At 49.2% G+C, this 20,617-nt stretch carries 17 protein-coding genes; 11 read left to right on the forward strand and 6 right to left on the reverse strand.

Annotated features, from left to right (window positions below):
- Positions 1 to 35 precede the first annotated feature (35 nt).
- From T495_RS0104710 to T495_RS0104725, 4 genes are all read right to left on the reverse strand, one after another.
- Positions 36 to 1,697 carry an AMP-binding protein gene (locus T495_RS0104710; protein WP_033147798.1) on the reverse strand — a complete coding sequence of 554 codons (1,662 nt, stop codon included), beginning with the start codon at positions 1,695 to 1,697 and terminating at the stop codon, positions 36 to 38.
- A 6-nt stretch (positions 1,698 to 1,703) separates the two neighbouring features.
- Positions 1,704 to 3,362 carry an AMP-binding protein gene (locus T495_RS0104715; RefSeq protein WP_033147799.1) on the reverse strand — a complete coding sequence of 553 codons (1,659 nt, stop codon included), beginning with the start codon at positions 3,360 to 3,362 and terminating at the stop codon, positions 1,704 to 1,706.
- Between the two features lie 86 nt (positions 3,363 to 3,448).
- Complete coding sequence (locus tag T495_RS0104720; RefSeq protein WP_033147800.1) at positions 3,449 to 4,696, reverse strand: FtsX-like permease family protein; 1,248 nt, start codon at positions 4,694 to 4,696, stop codon at positions 3,449 to 3,451.
- Positions 4,693 to 5,898, reverse strand: coding sequence for a pyridoxal phosphate-dependent aminotransferase (locus tag T495_RS0104725; RefSeq protein WP_033147801.1), 1,206 nt, complete (start codon positions 5,896 to 5,898; stop codon positions 4,693 to 4,695). Before T495_RS0104725 ends, T495_RS0104720 begins: the two co-directional genes overlap by 4 nt.
- A gap of 126 nt (positions 5,899 to 6,024) precedes the next feature.
- On the opposite strand from T495_RS0104725, the gene T495_RS0104730 reads away from it, so the two are divergent.
- From T495_RS0104730 to T495_RS0104740, 3 genes are read left to right on the forward strand one after another with little or no spacing between them, the layout of a single operon-like run.
- A complete protein-coding gene (locus T495_RS0104730) occupies positions 6,025 to 7,314 on the forward strand; it encodes a hypothetical protein (RefSeq protein WP_028903565.1) in 1,290 nt (429 codons plus the stop codon).
- Complete coding sequence (locus tag T495_RS0104735; RefSeq protein WP_028903566.1) at positions 7,311 to 7,787, forward strand: DUF4494 domain-containing protein; 477 nt, start codon at positions 7,311 to 7,313, stop codon at positions 7,785 to 7,787. Before T495_RS0104730 ends, T495_RS0104735 begins: the two co-directional genes overlap by 4 nt.
- A 2-nt stretch (positions 7,788 to 7,789) precedes the next feature.
- Positions 7,790 to 8,464: a YggS family pyridoxal phosphate-dependent enzyme gene (locus T495_RS0104740; RefSeq protein WP_033147802.1), complete on the forward strand. Its 675-nt coding sequence runs from the start codon at positions 7,790 to 7,792 to the stop codon at positions 8,462 to 8,464.
- Here T495_RS0104740 and T495_RS0104745 read toward each other — a convergent pair.
- Positions 8,436 to 9,254 carry an EFR1 family ferrodoxin gene (locus T495_RS0104745; protein ID WP_033147803.1) on the reverse strand — a complete coding sequence of 273 codons (819 nt, stop codon included), beginning with the start codon at positions 9,252 to 9,254 and terminating at the stop codon, positions 8,436 to 8,438. The two genes, T495_RS0104740 and T495_RS0104745, sit on opposite strands and share 29 nt — an antisense overlap.
- Positions 9,255 to 9,396: 142 nt before the next feature.
- Here T495_RS0104745 and T495_RS0104750 point away from each other — a divergent pair, with 142 nt between their 5' ends.
- The 5 genes from T495_RS0104750 (at position 9,397) to T495_RS0104770 (ending at position 12,887) form a co-directional block, all read left to right on the forward strand.
- The gene (locus tag T495_RS0104750; protein WP_028903569.1) at positions 9,397 to 10,020 is read left to right on the forward strand and encodes a DUF4840 domain-containing protein; all 624 of its coding nucleotides are present in this window, start codon (positions 9,397 to 9,399) and stop codon (positions 10,018 to 10,020) included.
- Positions 10,021 to 10,026: 6 nt separating this feature from the next.
- Entirely contained in the window at positions 10,027 to 10,527 is a 501-nt protein-coding gene (locus T495_RS0104755; protein WP_033147804.1) for an NUDIX domain-containing protein, read from the forward strand.
- Positions 10,528 to 10,590: 63 nt separating this feature from the next.
- Positions 10,591 to 11,181: a hypothetical protein gene (locus tag T495_RS0104760; RefSeq protein WP_051651857.1), complete on the forward strand. Its 591-nt coding sequence runs from the start codon at positions 10,591 to 10,593 to the stop codon at positions 11,179 to 11,181.
- Entirely contained in the window at positions 11,175 to 11,909 is a 735-nt protein-coding gene (gene truA, locus T495_RS0104765; RefSeq protein ID WP_028903571.1) for a tRNA pseudouridine(38-40) synthase TruA, read from the forward strand. The genes T495_RS0104760 and truA overlap by 7 nt, the downstream gene beginning before the upstream one ends.
- A 39-nt stretch (positions 11,910 to 11,948) precedes the next feature.
- The gene (locus T495_RS0104770) at positions 11,949 to 12,887 is read left to right on the forward strand and encodes an EamA family transporter (protein ID WP_028903572.1); all 939 of its coding nucleotides are present in this window, start codon (positions 11,949 to 11,951) and stop codon (positions 12,885 to 12,887) included.
- Here T495_RS0104770 and T495_RS0104775 read toward each other — a convergent pair.
- On the reverse strand, positions 12,849 to 17,321 hold the full coding sequence (locus T495_RS0104775) for a translocation/assembly module TamB domain-containing protein (protein WP_051651858.1): 4,473 nt from the start codon (positions 17,319 to 17,321) through the stop codon (positions 12,849 to 12,851). The two genes, T495_RS0104770 and T495_RS0104775, sit on opposite strands and share 39 nt — an antisense overlap.
- 123 nt (positions 17,322 to 17,444) lie before the next feature.
- On the opposite strand from T495_RS0104775, the gene T495_RS0104780 reads away from it, so the two are divergent.
- Genes T495_RS0104780 through T495_RS0104790 form a run of 3 tightly spaced genes read left to right on the forward strand, consistent with a single transcriptional unit; the run spans position 17,445 to position 20,616 of the window.
- Positions 17,445 to 18,788: a Na(+)-translocating NADH-quinone reductase subunit A gene (locus tag T495_RS0104780; RefSeq protein WP_033147805.1), complete on the forward strand. Its 1,344-nt coding sequence runs from the start codon at positions 17,445 to 17,447 to the stop codon at positions 18,786 to 18,788.
- Positions 18,789 to 18,790: 2 nt separating this feature from the next.
- Positions 18,791 to 19,951, forward strand: coding sequence for an NADH:ubiquinone reductase (Na(+)-transporting) subunit B (locus T495_RS0104785; protein ID WP_033147806.1), 1,161 nt, complete (start codon positions 18,791 to 18,793; stop codon positions 19,949 to 19,951).
- Between the two features lie 2 nt (positions 19,952 to 19,953).
- Positions 19,954 to 20,616 carry an FMN-binding protein gene (locus T495_RS0104790; protein ID WP_051651895.1) on the forward strand — a complete coding sequence of 221 codons (663 nt, stop codon included), beginning with the start codon at positions 19,954 to 19,956 and terminating at the stop codon, positions 20,614 to 20,616.
- Position 20,617 lies beyond the last annotated feature (1 nt).

The following is a 20,617-nucleotide window of genomic DNA, read 5'->3' on the forward strand; positions in this document are numbered from 1 at the left end:
TTAATCTCCGCTCATTGATGGGCGGAGATTTTGATTTATTTGTAGAGATAACGTTTGATACTCTTCTTTGGTGTCTTCTCAAACTCCTCTTCGTGAATCTCGATTTCCGAGATCTTCTCGTAGGCTGGAATCATCTCGTTCAGACCGTTGCGGTTCTGCTCCATGATGTTCTTCAAGTCATCCTCAGAGAATCCCATATTCTTGGCTTCATCCATATCGGGGTGAACCAGCGCTACCAGTTTGTTGTCGCGCTGAACCACGATACTTTCTACCACCATAGTCATTGAGTTCAGCTTGTCCTCGATTTCCTCAGGATAGATATTCTGTCCGTTAGGACCAAGGAGCATATTCTTGGAACGACCATTGATGAATACGTTGCCATCGTCGTCCATGGTGCCTAAGTCGCCGGTATGATACCAGCCGTCGCGGTCGATGGTCTCTGCGGTAGCCTCGGGGTTCTTGTAGTAGCCCAACATCACGTTTGGACCCTTGGTGAGAATCTCGCCAGGGATACGTCTGGGGTCGGGCGACACAATCTTTACCTCCTGATGCAGGGCAGCACAACCGCACGAGCCGGCGGCGAAGGTGTGCCAGTCGCGGTAGCAGATGATAGGTGCACACTCTGTGGCGCCATAGCCCACTGTGTAGGGGAAATCGATGCGCTTCAGGAAATGCTCTACCTCCTGGTTCAGGGCTGCACCACCAATGATGACCTCGTACATGTTGCCACCAAATGCTTTCAGTACCTCCTGACAGATCATCTCGCGTACCTTCTTTGAGATGACTGGCATCTGGAGAAGCAGGCGCATGCGGTTGTTCTGTATCTTGGGGAATACTTTCTTGCGGATAATCTTCTCGATGATGAGTGGTACGGCGATGACGATGCGTGGACGAATCTCTGCCAGCGCCTGTGCGATGATGGCGGGAGAGGGAACACGGTTCAGATAGTACACGTGACAACCGTGGAGGAACTCGAAGATGAACTCGAAGGCCATGCCATACATGTGGGCCATTGGCAGCATCGAAATCACCTTGTCGCCAGCCTTGATGGTAGAGCCCAGTACATTTATGGCAAAGTCGTAGTTCGACCACAAGGCGCGATAGGGAATCATGACGCCCTTTGAGAAGCCTGTTGTGCCGCTGGTGTAATTGATGACAGCCAACTCTTCTGGACTCTGCTCAATGTAGTAGCTAACGTGCTCCTTGCGGAAATATTTGGGGAATTTCTTGCCATAGAGTTCGTTCAGATGCTCGCGTGCATAGGTTAATTTATCTGTACGCGAAATCATGAGTGAGTAATCGGGGTTGTTGATAATACCCTCGAGTGTTGGCATGGCCTGGGGATCGATAATAGTAGCCACATGGTCGCCTACAAAGAGCAGGCGTGCTTCCGAGTGATTCACAATGTTGTGTACCTGTTCGGCATTAAACTCGTGCAGAATAGGTACGGCAATAGCGCCGTAGGTCAGGGCGGCCAAGAATGCCACTGCCCATTGTGATGAGTTGCGTCCGCAAAGGGCTATCTTATCGCCCTTCTTGATTCCGCTGTTTTCGAAAAGAATATGCAACTTTTCGATTTTTCTGGCTACGTCATGAAACTGCAGCGTCTGTCCCTTGTAATCTGTCAGGGCATCGCGATCCCAATTGTCGATGATGCTCTTTTGTATAAGAGCGTTAAAACTTGGTATATGTTCCATAAGCAATTACTTATTCTTATATAGGTAGCGTTTGATGCTTTTCTTTGGTGTCTTGGCAAACTCGTCTTCATGCAACTCAATAGCCGAGATACGGCTATAGACGGGCAGCATGTTGTTCAGCTCCTGACGGTTCTGCTCCATGATGTGCTCTAATTCCTCCTGGCTGAAGCTTACTACTTCATCCTTGTCGGGGTGAACCAAAGCCACCAACTTTTCACCACGCTGTATCACGATGCACTCTGATACCATTGCCATCGTATTCAGCTTGTCTTCTATCTCTTCTGGATATACGTTCTGTCCGTTGGCGCCCAACAGCATGTTCTTAGAGCGTCCACGAATAAAGATATGGCCGCTTGGCAGCATGGTGCCTAAGTCGCCTGTATGATACCAGCCCTCCTCGTCGATGGCCTCGCGTGTAGCCTCTTCGTTCAGGTAGTATCCTAACATCAGGTTGGTACCCTTGGTCACAATCTCACCGGCAATCTTTTCGGGATCTGAACTTAATATCTTAACCTCCATACGGTCAACAGGCTGTCCACATGAGCCAGCTATAAAGTCATGATAGTCTGAGAACGAGATGAGTGGCGCACACTCTGTAGTACCATAGCCCACGGTAATGGGGAAGCCAATGGAGAGCAGAAACTCTTCAACCTCTTTTGAAAGGGCTGCACCGCCAACAATCACCTCGTACAGGTTTCCGCCAAAGGCGTTATACACCTCTTTGCAGATACGGCTCTTTACCTTCTTGCTGACTACTGGCATGTTAAGCAGCAATCGCATACGGTTGTTCTGTATCTTGGGGAACACCTTCTTGCGGATAATCTTCTCGATAATCAGGGGTACGGTAATGATGCAAGCTGGCTTAACGGTAGCAAATGCCTCAGCGATGATGGCTGGACTCGGCAGGCGAGTAAGGAAGAACAGATGGCAGCCATTACAGAATCCGAACAGGAATTCTACGGCCATGCCATACATATGTGCCATAGGCAGGATGCTCAACATGTTGTCGCCGGCTTTTACGTTGCGGCCAAGCACTCTCAAACAGAATTCTGCGTTACCCCAAATAGCGCGATAGGGAAGCATCACGCCCTTGGAAAATCCTGTTGTACCGCTGGTATAGTTGATCATTGCCAACTCCTCGGCAGTATCCACATGATAATTCACATGCTCGGCTCTGAAGGCTTTGGGATACTTGCTACCAAACATCATATTGAGATGTTCGCGTGCGTATGTGATCTTCTCAGATCGCGATACGAACAAAGAGAAGTCGGGCAGGTTGAAAATCGCTTCCAATCCTGGCATTGCCGATGCGTCGATGGTTTTTACCGCAAAATCGCCAATAAACAACAGCCTGGCTCCCGAGTGATTCACAATGTTCTGAATCTGCTCGCCATTAAACTCGTGAAGAATAGGCACAGCCACGGCACCATAAGTTAATGTGGCTAGGAAGGCTACCGCCCAATGAGCCGAGTTTCGGCCACAAATGGCAATCTTGTCACCTTTTACCACACCGCTGTTTTCGAATAATATATGGATCTTCTCGATTTTGCGTGCAACGTCATGATACTGGAGCGTAATGCCCTGATAATCAGTAAGGGCATCATGGTCCCAGTTGTTGACAATGGCTTTTTGTATTAATGCATTAAAACTGCTAAATTGTTCCATTAAAACTGCACAAATTTTGAATTTTTGTGCAAAGGTAATTCATTTTTTGCACACTACCAAATGTTTTTGTGCAATTTTTCAAAAAATTATTCGTATCTCATCGATTTCGCGGGATGAATATGCGAAATCAGGTAGCTGGGGGCTATCAGGACGAATACACAGATAAGTAAAGTGGCGATATTGATGGCTACCACAAGTGGAAGATTGAGTTCCATGGGAGCCTCGCTCACGTAATATGTCTGCGGGTCAAGCGTAATCAGGTGGGTGTACTTTTGAAGCAGTACGATGCTGATGCCTACGATGTTGCCCCAAAACAGACCTTGACTGATGATAAATACCGCAAACCAGAGGAATGTGTGTCGTACGGTGTTGTTACGTGCGCCCAAAGCTTTTAATATACCTATCATCTGCGTACGTTCCAGAATGATGATGAGCAAGCCGCTGATCATGGTGAATCCTGCCACACAGACCATCAGGGCAAGAATGATCCACACGTTGATGTCGAGCAGCTCGAGCCATGAGAATACCTGTGGGTATAGCTCGTAGATGGTCTCAGAGGTGAGTGAGTTTCCTTGTTCGTCGCTGGTGCGGTTCACGTGGTCTATGAACTGGTCGGCAGTCTCGTTTAGTCGTTCGAAGTCGGAGGTGATAACCTCGATACCTGTTGCCTGATCCTTGCTCCAGCCGTTCAGTTTGTTAGCTGTATAAAGGTCGGTAAAACAGAGTGTCTCGTCAAAGCGCGTCATATTGGTCTGGTAGATGCCGCTGATGGTAAAACGCCGCGTACGTACATCTTCGCCATCGATGAAATAACCGAAAATCTTATCGCCTGCTTTTAAGCGCATCTTGTCGGCTATCATCTTGGAAATCAGTAGTTTGTATTTGCTGGTTGAATCACTGAATAAAGGGATGGAGCCCTCGGTCAGATGTTGGCTGAGGAAGGTGGTGTCGTATTCAGCAGCAATACCTTTGAAGGCTACGCCCAGAAAATCTTCGTCGGTTTTCAAGATGCCTTGTGTCATACTGAAGCGCTCGGCATGAGCCACACCATCCAAGTTGGCAATAGCTTTCATCAGACTGTCGTTGGCACAGATAGGATGAGGATCGCTACCATTGTAGTTCATGATGTTGTGTACCTGGATATGACTGCCAAATCCCACAACCTTGTCGCGGATGGTGTGTTTGAATCCAAGTACCACGCTAACCGTTACTATCATCACAGCCAGTCCGATAGCCACGCCGATAGTAGCTATACGAATAGCCGGGCGACTCACTTTACGTTTGTCGCCCTGATCGCTATAAATACGTTTGGCTATGTATAACGGTAGATTCATTCTTCGTCTACTCGTCCGGGATATTGTTCAAGAGCTTTGCGGAGCACTACCAGCGCACGCTCCAGGTCTTCCTTCTTTAGTACGTAGGCTATTCGAACCTGATTGATACCAGCACCTGGTGTGGTATAGAATCCGGCAGCAGGAGCCATCATGACCGTCTCACCCTCGTACTCAAATTCCGACAGGCACCAACGGCAGAATTTCTCCGCATCGTCAACAGGTAGCTTTGCTACAGTATAGAAGGCGCCCATAGGAATGGGCGAGTAAACGCCTGGTATACGGTTCAGACCATCAATCAGACATTTACGGCGCTCTACGTACTCATCGTACACATCGCGATAGTAGTCTTCTGGCGCATCGAGCGAAGCCTCGGCCACAATCTGTCCGATCAATGGAGGAGAAAGACGGGCCTGACAGAACTTCATCACTGCTTTACGCACCTCGGCATTCTTGGTAATCAAGGCTCCGATACGGATACCGCACTCGGAATAGCGCTTCGAAACAGAGTCGATCAAGATGACATTCTGCTCGATGCCCTCCAAGTGGCAGGCCGAGATATAAGGTGAGCCTGTGTAGATGTACTCGCGATACACCTCGTCGGAGAAGAGGTACAGGTCGTACTTCTTCACCAGATCGCGAATCTGATTCATTTCGCGGCGTGTGTACAGGTAACCCGTTGGGTTGTTGGGGTTACATATCATAATAGCGCGTGTACGTTCATTGATCAGTTCCTCGAACTTCTCCACCTTTGGCAGCGAGAAACCCTCCTCGATGGTGGTGGCGATGGTTCGGATTTTGGCACCCGCTGAAATAGCGAAGGCCATATAGTTAGCGTAAGCAGGCTCTGGTACGATAATCTCGTCGCCAGGGTTCAGACAGCTCAGGAACGCGAAGAGCACCGCCTCGCTACCGCCGCTGGTGATGATGATGTCGTCGGCTGTTACGTTAATGTTGTACTTGGCATAATAGTCTACCAGTTTTTCGCGATAGCTCTGATAACCCTGCGAGGGTGAATACTCCAGGATTTCACGATCTATCTGCTTCAAGGCGTCAAGACCCACTTGTGGGGTGGGTAGGTCTGGCTGACCGATGTTCAGGTGGTACACCTTGGTACCTCTTTTCTTTGCGGCTGCTGCGAGCGGTGCGAGCTTTCTGATAGGCGACTCGGGCATCTCCAGTCCGCGAACTGATATCTCAGGCATCTTTCAAATTAACAATTTTACAATTTACCATTTTACTATTTTGCGCTGCAAAGGTACTAAAATATTTTTAAAACGTGCTTTTTTTCGATTTATTTGTTTACTTTTGCACCAAAAATTGAGCTAACGATGAATTTCGAGGAATTATTAGAAACGCGTGACTTCAGAAAAACCACGAAAGTGCGTCTTCCTTATGGCTACTTCTACAAGCGGCTCATCGATGGAAAATATTCCAATTTCGTAGAGTTCCACGATGAGGTGGCCGATCATGTGGCATTCAGTAATTGTGTACGTACTGAGGCAGCTCAGATGGAGAAGGTTCATAACAAGAACCAGTTGCACTTTGTGCCTAATGAGGGTGACGATGGCGTTTATGCCATTGCTGTCGAGGTGGGTAATTTTGTCACCTTCGAACAGTTGCTCAATGAGAATCCCGCTGTGGTAGCGCGTGAGGATTTTGCCTTAAACACGTTGCACGACTTGGTCGAACTGACCGAGCTACTCAATAAGCGCGAAGTGTACCATGTATGTTTCGCTCCTTGTAATGTGTTGGCACGCAAGAATGATTCTACTGTGCGTCTGTTGTGTCATGGTTCGTTCTATGCTCAGCTTGATCAAGAGGTATTATACGATGGCCTGGAGGAGTATGTCGCTCCCGAGGTTCTGGCGGGTGGTACGATTGATGCTCGTGCCGATGTGTATTCGATGGCTATGTTTGTGAAATGGCTCTATCATTCGGCAGGTCTGCCTTTTGAGTGGCGTAGGGTGATAGCAAAGGCAACAGCTGAAAAACCTGAACGCCGATACCCGACGGTACGCGATTTCCACAACGCGCTCATCAGCAATCGGAATATGCGTCGTACGGGACTGGTGGGATTGGCAGCCATAGCTATCGCGTTGGCTATCGTGGGTGGCTATTTCTATATGCTGCCGCAGCCTGAGGACGTAGAGTATGTAAAAGCCGTTGAAGAACCTATACCAGAAGATCTGCTTGACGAGAACAACGAACTGTATGGCCTGGGCGCTGATGCCGATTCGGCTACCATAGCTGCTGTTGTGGCCCGTCAGCAACATATGAAGGACTCTCTCTCTATCGATGAGAAAGAGATGAAAGCATATCGGGCCAAAGCCGAGCAGATATTCCGTAAGCAGTTCACGAAGGAAGCCGACCGTATCCTCTCGAAGGTATATAATAATGAGAAGATGAATCTTTCGGAGAAGGACTTTATGGCGCGAAGCCGGCAGATGACTACAGAGTTAGCTAAGGCCGAGGAGGAGTTGGCCAAGCGTGCCAATATAGGTAACGAGCGCTCGCAGCATATAGCCAGTGAGATTATTGACCAGTTGACCACCAAAAAGATGGAGGCACTGGACAAAGATTATATGGGAATAAAAAAGAATAAAACAGAAAAGAAATGAGAAGTAGAACAGCAATGTGGTTTGAATGCAAGATCCGCTATGAAAAGGTCACAGAGGATGGCTTGCAGAAAAAAGTAAATGAGAATTATGTTGTCGATGCCCTTAGCTTCAGCGAGGCAGAAACACGTATTACAGAAGAAATGTCAGCATATATCAGCGGCGAATTTGAAGTGGCCGATATCAAGAAAGCTGCTTATAAGGAAATATTCTTTACCGATGATAACATCGCCGATAAATGGTATAAGGCTAAGCTACAGTTTATTACCATTGACGAGAAGACCGAGAAGGAGAAGCGCTCAACCGTTAACTATCTGGTGCAGGCTGGCTCTATGAATGGTGCGATGAAGAATATCGACGAGGTAATGGGCGGTACGATGATCGATTATGTGATTGCTTCGGTGGCCGAGACTACCCTGATGGATGTCTACGAGTACGGTAAGAAGAACGACAAACCCGAATACGAGCAGCAGTAAAGATGGATTACGACGTTAAATCGCATCTGCATGAGGTGATAGACCATTTGCCACAGGGCGTCCGCCTTGTGGCAATCTCTAAGTATCACCCCAATGAGTATATCGAGGCGGCGTACGAGGAGGGACAGCGTGTATTCGGTGAGAGTCATGAACAGGAGTTGCGTCTGAAACACCAGTCGTTGCCACAGGATATCGAGTGGCACTTTATCGGTCACTTGCAGACAAATAAGGTGAAATATATAGCTCCCTACGTGTCGATGATCGAAGCGGTCGATTCGCTTAAGTTGCTCCGCGAGATCAACAAGCAGGCCGAGAAATGCGGTCGAAAGATAAAAGTGCTGTTAGAGCTACATATAGCTGAGGAGGCCACTAAGTATGGACTAACGTTGAATGCATGTCGTGAACTGTTGGCTGACGGCGAATGGCGCCAGATGCAGCATGTGCAGATTTGTGGTCTGATGATGATGGCCTCGTTTGTAGATGATGCTGATCAGATTCGTAGAGAAATGCTGACAGCCCGTAGTTTCTTCGATGAGGTGAAGGCTGAGTTCTTTGCTGATGATGACGCTTTCTGCGAACGTTCATGGGGTATGAGCGATGATTATCCCATCGCTATCGAAACCGGTTCGACCATGATCCGTGTGGGTACTAAGATTTTTGGTCCCCGCGTTTATTGAAATAGTATTGCCCGCGCTTGCGTGTAATCTTGCCAAAGTTGATGGCATGAGTAGGGCAGTAATGATAACAAGCTAAACATGATGTACACCGTCCGTTGTGAATCCACTCGGGCGGTGTTCCTTGTATATTATCGACTGGGCAGACTTTTGCGCATTTACCGCATTTGATACACGCATCTTCGTCTACCGTAAACTTCTTATCGTTTACCATTTTGGTGTTGAAGTAATGCCCTATTACGTATGAGTAGAGTCGTGGGGTAGCACCTTTCTCAAGCTCAATTACCCCTTCCTTGTGTGCGCGAAGGCTGTCAATGATGTGGGGTAATTGCTGGCGGGCGGTAGCAATCTTGGCACGCTCCTTCTCTTCAGTATCGGTGTACATGAACGGTAGACATACATACGATTCGGGCATGATGATCGAGAACTGTGTCAGGGCCTGCAAGGGGCCCCCGTGATGATGAAGATGGTGGTTGGCTGCCAAGTCTTTGTTCAGGATGGTCATCGCCTCACCCATATTGTCGCCACAAGTGGTCAAGGCCCAACAGAACGGGGTGCTTTGATTTTTGTATGCCAGGAGGCGCAACCTGCTGATGAACTCGCGTACGATTCTCGGCGGTTGCCAGCCATGTGTTGGAAAGCAAAAGCCAATGGACTCGCCTTCGCTTAGTTCGTACTCATACTTTCCTTGCTTGATGCTTTCGGGTATAAACAACAATTCCTCGCCAATAGCTTCGGCTATCAGCTCTGCCACCCATCGGGTATTCCCAGTTCCTGAAAAATAGAAAATCATGCTGCAAAATTACAACTTTCCGATGAATTTCAATCAGATTAACCTAAATTAACGGTTTCTGATACAAGATTTTGCTTTGTGGCACATTTATTGGAGTGTAACACAATTACAATAACATAATTTATAAAAACGAAAAAAGAAAATGAAAACAATGAAGTTTTTCTCTGTGGTAGGCTGCATGGCAGCTATGTTCTTAACATCATGTCTCAACGACGATGGCGATGATAGCAATACACCGCTCACCAAAGAGCAGGTGGCTACATGCTATAACCTCGTGAAGGGTGACCATCAAGGTGATTTGATTTATGCAGCAAAGAATCCACACGACGTAAAGGATAACGCCGACACAGTAAAGATCTCGTGGTCTATCACCAACGATAGCACCCTGATTATCCGTAAGTTCCCCACCAAGTTGCTGGCTGCTAATCTCGATAAGGCTGCTGCCACCGATGAATTGGTAGAGGCATTGTCAGAAGCTCCAGATCAGGATATTGAGTGCCGCATCGGTTTCTATGCCACTTCACCAGTTAGCTTCCTGATCAACCCAGTATCTCCAGCCTATAATATTAAGGTGAATGATGTTGACCATAAGATTAACGTGGTATTCTATGCTAATTCTTATGTATCGCGTGGTGAGTATTATGCCAGCGATAAAGAGCTGGCTATGCAGATTGTCGAGGCTGTTATCTATCGTGATGAAAAGCAGACTTCCTATCTGAACGAGGCTGTACCCTTCATCTTTGTCGAAAATCTCAAGTCGAAGTAAATAGCGGTGAAGGATAACAGTTCAGAAATATTCCCCGTAGTGGCCGAGGACGGAAGTGTCCTCGGCTCTGCTACGCGTGGCGAGTGTCATAACGGCTCTCGCCTTTTGCATCCTGTAGTCCATCTCCATGTGTTCAATAGCAAGGGTGAAGTCTTCTTGCAGCGCCGCCCAGAGTGGAAAGATATCCAGCCAGGTAAGTGGGACACCAGTGTGGGGGGGCATATCGACTTTGGCGAGACGCCCGAACAGGCGCTGGTCCGCGAGGTGCGCGAGGAATTGGGTATGACCGATTTTGTGCCCGAACGGATGGGTATGTATGTGTTTGAGAGCAGTCGTGAGCGCGAATTGGTGTATGTACATCGTACCGTTTATGACGGTCCAATCAGTCCTTCTGCTACCGAACTTGATGGTGGACGATTCTGGTCGCTCGACGAGATTCGTGTGGCTATCGGTCGTGGCTTCCTGACCCCAAATTTCGAAAGCGAATTCAAACGCTTCTTCTTGTAAATTATATTAATTCGTGTAAATTCGTATGTTTCGTGCTGCTTTTTTTGTAACTTTGCAGCCGAAATGAAGAAATGGTTTATCATAGTCATGGTTTGTTTTGCTACTTGTGTGAAAGCGCAGGAGGCAGAGCAGACTGTACTATTGCCTGATTCCACATTTTCGTTACCACCACTTACTTATCGTGGCACGATAGCTACGTATCCTTTCTTAGGCTCGATGTATACGGGTTTAGGTAATTGGGATCTGCATCCTGGACTGAATGCGTCGCTTTCTGCTTCCGCAATCTTTGGAGTAGGTAAGCACTCAAGTAGCGGCTTTGCTAATAGTGCGGCGGTGATGTATGCCGGACAGCTGACATCTAAACTGTCGTTCTCGATAGGAGGCTATTCTTCATTCTTGGATTATGGCAACCATCAGATGAGGGATGCTGGTTTGACGGCCATGCTGAATTATCGCTTTGACGAGCATTGGGAAGCTGGTGTTTTTGGTCAGAAATCGATGATGCAACCATGTATGCCATTACAGAACATGTGGTGGTTGGGTAACGACTTCGGCGATAAGATTGGTGCTATGGTGAAATATAACGTGAATCCAAACTTCAGCTTCCAGTTGAGTGTGTGGAATCAGAGAAACGGTTGGGATAACAGATGGTAAAGAGATATTTTATTTGGTTGAGTTACGATGGTACTCACTATCACGGATGGCAGGTGCAACCTAATGGTATATCTGTTCAGGGCGAGTTGCAGCGAGTGCTCTCAACTTTACTCCGTCAGGATATTAGTATCACAGGTGCCGGTCGTACAGATGCTGGTGTGCACGCCCGAGTGATGGCTGCACACTTTGATTTTGATGGCGATATAGATTGCAAGCAGTTGGCTTATAAAATGAATCGCATGTTAGGTGTCGATATTGTGGTTGATAGGATAGAGGAGGTGGCATCCGATTTGCATGCCCGCTTTTCGGCCACAGAGCGTACCTATCATTATTATATACATACGAAGAAGAATCCGTTCCTGCGGCATTTCTCGTGTGAGATTCACTATCCGCTCGATTTCGAGAAGATGAACGAGGCTGGCAGAATACTGACTACGTACGAGGACTTCGGGGCATTCTGCAAGGCGCACTCGGATGTGAAGACAACGCTCTGCCACGTGACACGTGCTGAGTGGATTCAGACGGGTGATACTACCTGGTACTTTGTGATTACGGCCAATCGCTTTTTGCGGAATATGGTACGTGCTGTGGTAGGGACGCTGGTAGATGTAGGGCGTGGCCGACTTTCGTTGGATGAGTTCCGTGCTGTGATTGAAGGCAAGCGCCGTAGTGATGCGGGCGACTCGATGCCAGGCAATGCGCTGTTTTTAGAGGATGTGAAATATTGATTTCGAATAGAGAGTGGTAGTTTTTTAGGATAACGGAATATGTGGTTATTTTTGGCTTTTATGTCGGCAGCGCTTTTGGGCTGCTATGATTCTTTGAAGAAACAGGCCCTGAAGGGTAATGCGGTTATTCCCGTGCTGTTTCTCAATACGTTGTTTTCGAGTTTGATTTTCCTGCCTTTCATTGTGCTGAGTGCGGTGGCTGATGCGCAAGGTTCCGCTTTCATGGGGCTTGATTTGGGTATCTTTCATGTGGCCAGTGGTGGTTGGGATATGCATAAGTATATTCTGCTCAAGTCGTTCATTGTGCTGTCGAGCTGGATCTTAGGCTATTTCGGTATGAAACATCTGCCCCTGACGATTGTAGGCCCAATCAATGCCACCCGTCCTGTGATGGTGCTGGTGGGTGCGCTATTGGTGTTCGGCGAGCGTCTGAACCATTGGCAATGGATTGGTGTGCTGTTGGCTATCGCTTCGTTTCTGCTGCTGAGTCGTAGTGGAAAAAAGGAAGGTATCGATTTTAAGCATGACCATTGGATCTATATGATTGTGGGAGCTGCCGTATTAGGCGCTGTGAGCGGACTCTATGATAAGTTCCTGATGGCTCCGGTAGAAAATGGTGGCGTAGGTCTCGACCGTATGATGGTACAATCGTGGTACAACATCTACCAATGCTTTATGATGGGTGCTATGTTGTGGCTTCTGTGGTGGCCTAAGCACGAGCAGACGACACCGTTCCACTGGTCGTGGTCGATTGTTGGTGTAAGTCTTTTCCTGAGTATCGCCGACTTTATGTACTTCTATTCGCTATCGCTGCCCGAGGCTATGATTTCGATTGTCTCGATGATCCGTCGCGGTAGCGTGGTTGTCAGCTTTATGTTTGGTGCGATGTTCTTCCACGAGAAGAACCTCAAGGCAAAAGCCTTCGACCTCGCCCTGGTATTACTTGGTATGGTTTTCCTTTACATTGGTAGCCGCTGATTTCTTTTTGCGCTTCTTTGTAGAGAACAGGTCGCGAAGACCGTTGAAGTCCTTCTTCATGATGAGGCCGATGCCTTGCGTGTTGAGGGACGATTTTGTAAAGTAACGGTCGTTAGTCTGGTTGTAGACCTTTAGCGCCAAGTTGCCGTTGGGGTAGAGGAGATACTGTACGTCGAAATCGCCGATGAATGATGGACTGGCTTGTGTGGCATTATCGCGATAACCGAACTGACCATTGATAAGCAGTCGGTTGTTCAGCATGCGACCGTTGATAATGCCTTCGTATTCTGCATTATGCCATCCTTCGTTTCCGGTTGAGATGTTTGCGCCGAAGTTCCAGTTATCGTTCTTGATGAACTGGTTGATCAGCGAATTGATTTGTGATGAAAGCGTACCCGACAGAAAGCTCTGCATAGCCAGCGATGTCTGGTCAATACGCTCACCTGTGGCGCTGGTGCTGTTGTTGGCACCCTGATTGTAGAATCGGCCGATGGCCAACAGATAAACCACCTGCTGGTTCATCTCTTGTTGTCCGTTGATAACAGAGCGTACCATCTGCTGTTCATCGGCATTTACGGTTGGCATCTCTAAGTCGAAGTCAACCTGTGGCGCAGCTGGCTGTCCGCCGATATTCATCAGACAGTTTACGCGAATGGTGTTGCTGCTGAACGAATTGCCGATGTTCAGGTCTGAGAGGCTCACGCCGCTTACGGTATAGACGGCCTGCAGGTTGAGTGCTGCCTGATAGGGGTCGCCACCGAACACAATGGTGCCTCCTCGATTGAATGTGAAGTTCTTCTTGATGATGTTTTGGATGGTGATGCCATACGTGCCGTGATCGACGGTGTAGGTTCCGAACATGTTGAATGAGCCCTTGTTGTGGAATGAGGCACGAAGTGAGCCATTGCCATAAAGGGTGATATAATCTTTAGTGTTCTCGTCCATGAGGAGTTTGAGGGCTGCGTCGGGGGTAGCGTTAATCTGGAAATTGATGTAGATGTCGGTATCGTCGGCGCGCGTGTTGACAGGGATGTTGGCGCCAGATTTGGCAACTGTGCCAGATGAGGTGGTCGAGCCCGACTGCTCCCATGAGATGAACTCCTGATTGCTGATGGCATCAGGACTGGCGGCATTATACACAAATACCGTTCCAGGTTGTGGGGTGACGTTGCAATCGATAATTACGTCGTTGCCATGCCCGCTGATGCTGACATTGCCTGAGGCATAGACTGTGCCATAGAATGTCGACTCGCTTCCATCTGGATTCGTAAAGTCTTTAAAGTCGTATGCCAATAGGTCGTCGGCCTCTACGTTGAGGTCGTAGCTCAGGTTGGTCAGATGCTGGTGGTGTATGCCACCCGAGAGTATGCCCTTATGCCCTAATGCGTCATAGATAGCCATGTGGCGCAGTTCAATCTCGTCGGGTATCATCACGACCGTGTCGCGTACCAACTTATAAGTGGTGTTGAGTGGAGTAACGGTAGCCTCGCCATCCACAATCAGGTTTCCTGTCAGGTTAATATTGTCGAGTGTACCTGAGAGACGGGCTGTTCCCTCACCACGTCCGTTGATGCTACTGAGGAAACTCTTGGTGAAGTTATGCATGAACTCGATGCTGGTGCCGTCGGCTTCAATACCCAAGTCGATGGTGTTGTGTACGGGCGAGACATAGCCGTTGATACGTGTCTTGGCGTCTGGACCATCATCAGCCACCGCATGAATATCGATTTGCTGGGCCTCGTGGTTCCAGTTGGCAAGTGCATGGAGCACACCCATACGACCACGCTCAAACTTGAATTCTTCGACGGTCAGGTCGGCATTAGCCTTGAACTCATCGAAGAGCGACCAGGCGCGTGCCTTTCCTGTGGCCTTGCCGCTGAACTCTACGCTATGGAAGTTGACAAGGTCGAGGATATAACCTACCTCCACCTCACGCAGGTCGATGGTTAGAGAGTCGGTGTCGTTTTTCGAGGCGATACCATCCACGATGATGTGTTGTGCACCGTGATGCACGGAGAAATGGTCAACCAGCAGGAATTTGTCGGTATAGAGCACATCCGAAGGCTCTACGTCCCAGTCTTCGCCACGCAGGATGATGTGCGACGGCATTACGCGGAAGTGGGCTTCGGGCTTTCCTGCCACGTTATGATATAGTTGCATGATGGTGTTCATCTCACCACTCATATGCTCGTTTTCGTCGTGGTTGTCCCAATAGATTGCTGTGGTGAGGTTGTTGTTGGCAGCATGAGCCGAGAGACCGAGGTCAAGATGCTGTCCGTTGTCCATCAGTTTTTGGATGCTGACGTTGCAGCGCATGGTGTCGGCAGGCGATGAGATGTTCACGAAGCCATCGTTGTACCATGCGCCATTATAGGCAAACGAGGGAATGGCACCGTTCAGGTAAAGCTCGTTGGTATAGTCGTTCACGCGGGCTTGAAGCGTAACTGGCTGGCGTAGTTGCAGGTCAATGTTGAAGATGCGTCGCAGCCAGTCGCTTTTGCTCACCATCAGGCGCAGTACGAAGTTGTTGTTGCTCTTAGTGGTCTTTGCGGGAAGGATGGGCAATGTAGGTAGCTTACTCTTCAATAGATTGGTGAAGCTGGCAGCTAAGGTCTTATAGTCGAACTGTCCCTTCAACTCTGCATCGGCAAAGTCGCTCTTGATGCTGAGAAAGTGGATGCCGTTCTCATGCCCGGTGGTGATGTTAAGGTTGTCGAGACGATAGGCTGGATGCTGTTCGGTAGCCGATATATTGAAGTTACTCAGTCGGATATTGCCTTGTGCGTCGTTGAGGTTATGAGCGGCGATATCGGCTTCTAATTGTCCACTCAATGTGGCATTGCTCCATTGATCGGTCAGGTGTAAAGCCTGTGGATTATAGCGCTCGATAAATGCCTGTAGCTTGATGGAATTTAGAGTTTTTCCGCTGATATGCTCGTCTGACAGTTCTGCTTTGATTTCGGCCTCGAGGTTCGGGTCGTCTATGTCGATGTGGCCAGCAATCTTACCTTGGTTATAGCCACCGTCGAGAACGAGATGATGGTAGGTGTAGCCCTTGTAGTCGAAATCGCTGATCAGACCTTCAACGTTCACGTCAGGCTTCTGTCCCTCGTGCAGTTGTCCCTTGAGGGCGAGGGTAGTGCTGATTTTTCCTAAATCGTTGTTGGCTAATAGCTGTTGAAGGCTTAATGAGGCGATGTCTACAGTACCGGCAAACGATTGGTCGGCTGCTAAGTCAACAGAAACCTTTGCCTCGCCAGCGCCAGTCTGCAGGTTGGCCTGCAGGTTGCCGGCACCTTGTTGACTGCGTTCGCAGTTGGCTGTCAGCTGTACGCTGCCCAAACGTGTCAGCTCCGTTGGAATCTGTGGAAACGCTTTGGCGAGCAAGCCTATATAATCCTCAGATATCGCCAAACGGTTCAGCTGCACATTCCAATATGCGCGTTTCTGCCAGTCGGCCAACCATCCATGAGCTTGAATGTCAAGCTCGTGTCCCGTTGATGAAACCAAAAGGTTGGGAACCTGTACTTGTGTGTCTGACCCCTTGAAGTCGGTTTCTATGGAAACTTTATTTGATAAACCCTTTAATGCTGGTATAAAACAACTTAATTCTGAGGGTGTTATGTTTGTGTTCGATATCTTTCCGTAATAGTTGAGCGATCCCTTCTGCATACCGCTGTCTGTGAGGAGATAGGAGGCGCTGAGGTTGTCGATCTGCAGGTGTGAAAGGGGTGTTCCCACCAGTAGATTCTCCAGCTGCGACTGTTTGCGACCAGCCGCTAAATGGAATTTCAGACGCTTGACCACCAGGCCGCAACGTTCTTTCAGTTCCAAACGCTTCACGTTGATGTTGAGCGAGTCGTCGGTCAGGGTACGCAGGTTGATGTGGGCGCTCAGGTCGCTCACCTTGAGGTGGGCGGGATTGAATAAACCGATGGTCTGTGGTTGGTCATATTGGTCATACGTCAGACTGGAGCGGCGTATGATGATCGAGTTAATACGCAGGTCGAGTGGGGTGTGGCTGGTGGTATCCTTCGATGCCAGCGAGTCGAGCACGAACTGGAAGTTGGTTTGGCTCTGGGCGTTCTCCTTATATAATAGGAAATGGGCGCCAAAGAGCTGAGCCGATGAAATGGCTATTCTTCCTTTGAATAGCGGCAGTATCTCGAGGCGTACCGACAAGCGGCCCACGCGCAGCATGTCCTGTTGCTGCTGGTCCTCGATACACACGTTGTCGATGATCACGCGGTTAAAGAATCCCAGGTCGATGCGCCCCACGGTAACATGGGTGCCAAGCTTATCAGAAATAGCCCCGGCCACTTTGCGTCCGAGGAAGTCCTGTGTCTGTGGAATATATGAAACAGCCATGAGTGCCACATTCAGCAGAATGACACCCCAAATTGTATAGCTAACGAATCTTTTTAGTAACTTCACGAGGCAAAATTACGACATTTTGTCGGGATTCGGGCATTTTTTTTCCATTATTTGATTTTATGTGCTATTTTTTATGTAATTTTGCAGTCGCAACGAACACTATTCAATAAATTTCTGATATAAATGGCAAATGTGATTAAGTTACGCAAAGGCTTAGACATTACCCTTGAAGGCAAGGCCGAGGAGAAGAAAATCCAGCTGAAATCAAACGGCAAGTTTGCGCTTGTTCCCGACGATTTCGAGGGAGTTACTCCAAAGGTTGTTGTCAAGGAGGGCGATCATGTCAAGGCCGGGGATGCCTTGTTCATCAACAAGCTGTATCCTGAGGTAAAGTTTGCCTCGCCCGTTAGCGGAACAGTTCGCGAAGTGGTGCGTGGTGAACGTAGAAAAGTGCTCTGCGTGCGAGTGGATGCCGACGAGACGCAGGAGTTCACCGACTTCGGCAAGAAGGACGTCAGCAAGCTTGTAGAGGAGCAAGTAGTTAATGCGCTGTTAGAGGCGGGTATCTTCGGATACATCAACCAGTTGCCCTACGCTGTTTCAACCAATCCAAGTTTGAAACCGAGGGCAATTTTCGTTTCTGCCCTGCGCGACAAGCCTCTGGCCTGTGATTTCGAGTATGAGGTTCAGGGTCAGGAGGCCGATTTCCAGACGGGTATCGATGCCCTGTCGCGTATCGCTACCGTTTATCTGGGTATAGGCGTGAACTCGAAGCTTGGTAACACCAAGAATGCGCAGGTTTGCGTGTTCGACGGTAAATGCCCAGCCGGAAACGTAGGCGTGCAGGTGAACCATATCTCGCCAGTGAACAAGGGTGAGGTGGTATGGACTATTGGCGACCCATCGGTGGTGCTGTTCATCGGTCGTTTGTTCAATACCGGTAAGGTGGATCTGCGTCGTACCGTGGCCTTGTGTGGTAGCGAGGTCAAGAACCCCGCACATGTGGACATGCTGGTGGGCGAGGAGCTCTCAACGCTGCTGAGCAACAGCTATGATGCTTCGCACTCGGTACGTATCATCAATGGTAATGTGCTCACCGGTCGTCCCACAACGAAGGATGGCTATCTGGGTGCACACACCAGCGAGATTACCGTTATTCCCGAGGGTAACGATGCCGACGAGATGCTGGGATGGATTCTGCCACGCTTCAAGCAGTTCTCTGTGAACCGCAGCTATTTCTCATGGCTGTGTGGTAAGAAGAAGTATGCGCTCGATGCCCGCGTGAAGGGTGGTGAGCGCCATATGATTATGAGTGGTGAGTACGACAAGGTGCTGCCCATGGACATCTATGGTGAGTACCTGATCAAGGCCATCATCGCCGGCGATATCGACCGCCAGGAGGCGTTGGGTATCTACGAGGTGGCTCCCGAGGATTTCGCACTTGCAGAGTTCGTGGATTCATCGAAACTGGAGCTGCAGCGCATCGTGCGTGAGGGCCTGAATATTTTACGTAAAGAAAACGCATAACTATGTCAGCATTAAGAAATTATCTCAATAAAATCAAGCCGAACTTTGAGGAGGGTGGCAAGCTTCATGCCTTCCGCTCTGTGTTCGACGGCTTTGAGACCTTCCTCTACGTGCCCAACGACACGGCGAAGGCTGGTGGCGTGAATATTCACGATTCCATCGACTCAAAGCGCATCATGAGTATGGTGGTTATCGCCCTGATGCCCGCCATGCTGTTTGGTATGTATAATATCGGTTACCAGAATGCGCTGGCTGCCGGCACCTTGGCCACAGCCTCGTTCTTCGAGCTGTTTGCCTTTGGTTTCCTGGCTGTTCTGCCCAAGATTCTGGTGAGCTATATCGTAGGTCTGGGCATCGAGTTTGCCTGGGCACAATGGAAGGGTGAGGAGATCCAGGAGGGTTACCTCGTATCGGGTATCATCATTCCGCTCATCATTCCTATCGGTTGTCCGCTGTGGATGCTCGCGCTGGCCTGCGCCTTCTCCGTTATCTTCTGTAAGGAGATATTCGGTGGTACGGGTATGAACATTTTTAATCCTGCTATCGCAGCCCGTATGTTCCTGTTCTTCGCCTATCCTTCCAAGATGACGGGTGATACCGTTTGGGTGGCTCAGAACAGCATCTTCGGCCTGGGTAACGACCTGCCCGACGGCTTTACCGCTGCCACACCACTTGGTCAGCTGGCACAGAACATCACCCCCGACGCGTCGATTCTGGATATGGCGCTGGGCTTTATTCCCGGTTCTATCGGTGAAACCAGCCTGGTAGCAATCGCCATTGGTGCCGTTATCCTGCTGTGGACCGGTATCGCCTCTTGGCGCACCATGCTGAGCGTATTCGTGGGTGGCACGCTGCTGGCTGTGATCTTCGAGCAGAGCGGTCAGGGCATGACCTGGTGGCACCATTTCGTGATGGGTGGTTTCGCTTTCGGTGCAGTGTTCATGGCTACCGATCCTGTCACCTCATGCCGCACCACTACCGGACAGTATATCTACGGCTTCCTGATTGGCGCTATGGCCATCATCATCCGTGTGATGAATGCCGGTTATCCCGAGGGTATGATGCTTGCCATCTTCTTTGGTAACATGTTTGCTCCAACTATCGACCACTTCGTTGTGGAGCGCAATATCTCTAAACGTTTAAAGAGAGGAGGTCGCAAATGAAACTGAATACAAACTCTAACGCGTACATTATTATTTATAGCGCGATCATGGTGGTTATCGTGGCTTTCCTGCTGGCATTTGTCTATCAGGCTCTGAAGCCCATGCAGGATGCTAACGTGGCCCTCGATGTGAAGAAGCAGATTCTCTACTCGCTCAACATCCGCAACCTGGATGGTGCCGAGGCCGAGGCCAAGTATGCCGAGGTAGTGAAGGCTGAGAAAGAGGACGGTGAGAACGGCCAGAAGGTTTATGAGTGCCAGATTGACGGCAAGCAGATCGTGGTTGTATCGCTCAAGGGCATGGGTCTTTGGGGCGGCATCAGCGGCTATCTGGCTGTCGACGAGGCAGGCAAGGTTTACGGCGCCTACTTCAACCACGAAGGTGAGACCGCTGGTCTGGGTGCTGAAATCAAGGACTCTCAGGAGTGGCAGGAGAAGTTCATCGGCAAGCAGATCTGGGACGAGCAGGGCAACGTGGTTCTCTCAGTTGTTAAGAAGGTGGAGAACCCCGCTACACAGGTGGACTGTGTTACTGGTGCCACCCTTACTTCGAATGGCGTTGACGCGATGCTGAAGGACGGAATGAAAGATTTCCAGACCTATGTTATCGGCCGAATGCTCGAGACTGTTGCAAATACTGATTCAACTAAAGTAGTGGAGGAATAAG

This window comes from Prevotella sp. P6B1, assembly GCF_000702825.1.
Taxonomy (GTDB): domain Bacteria; phylum Bacteroidota; class Bacteroidia; order Bacteroidales; family Bacteroidaceae; genus Prevotella.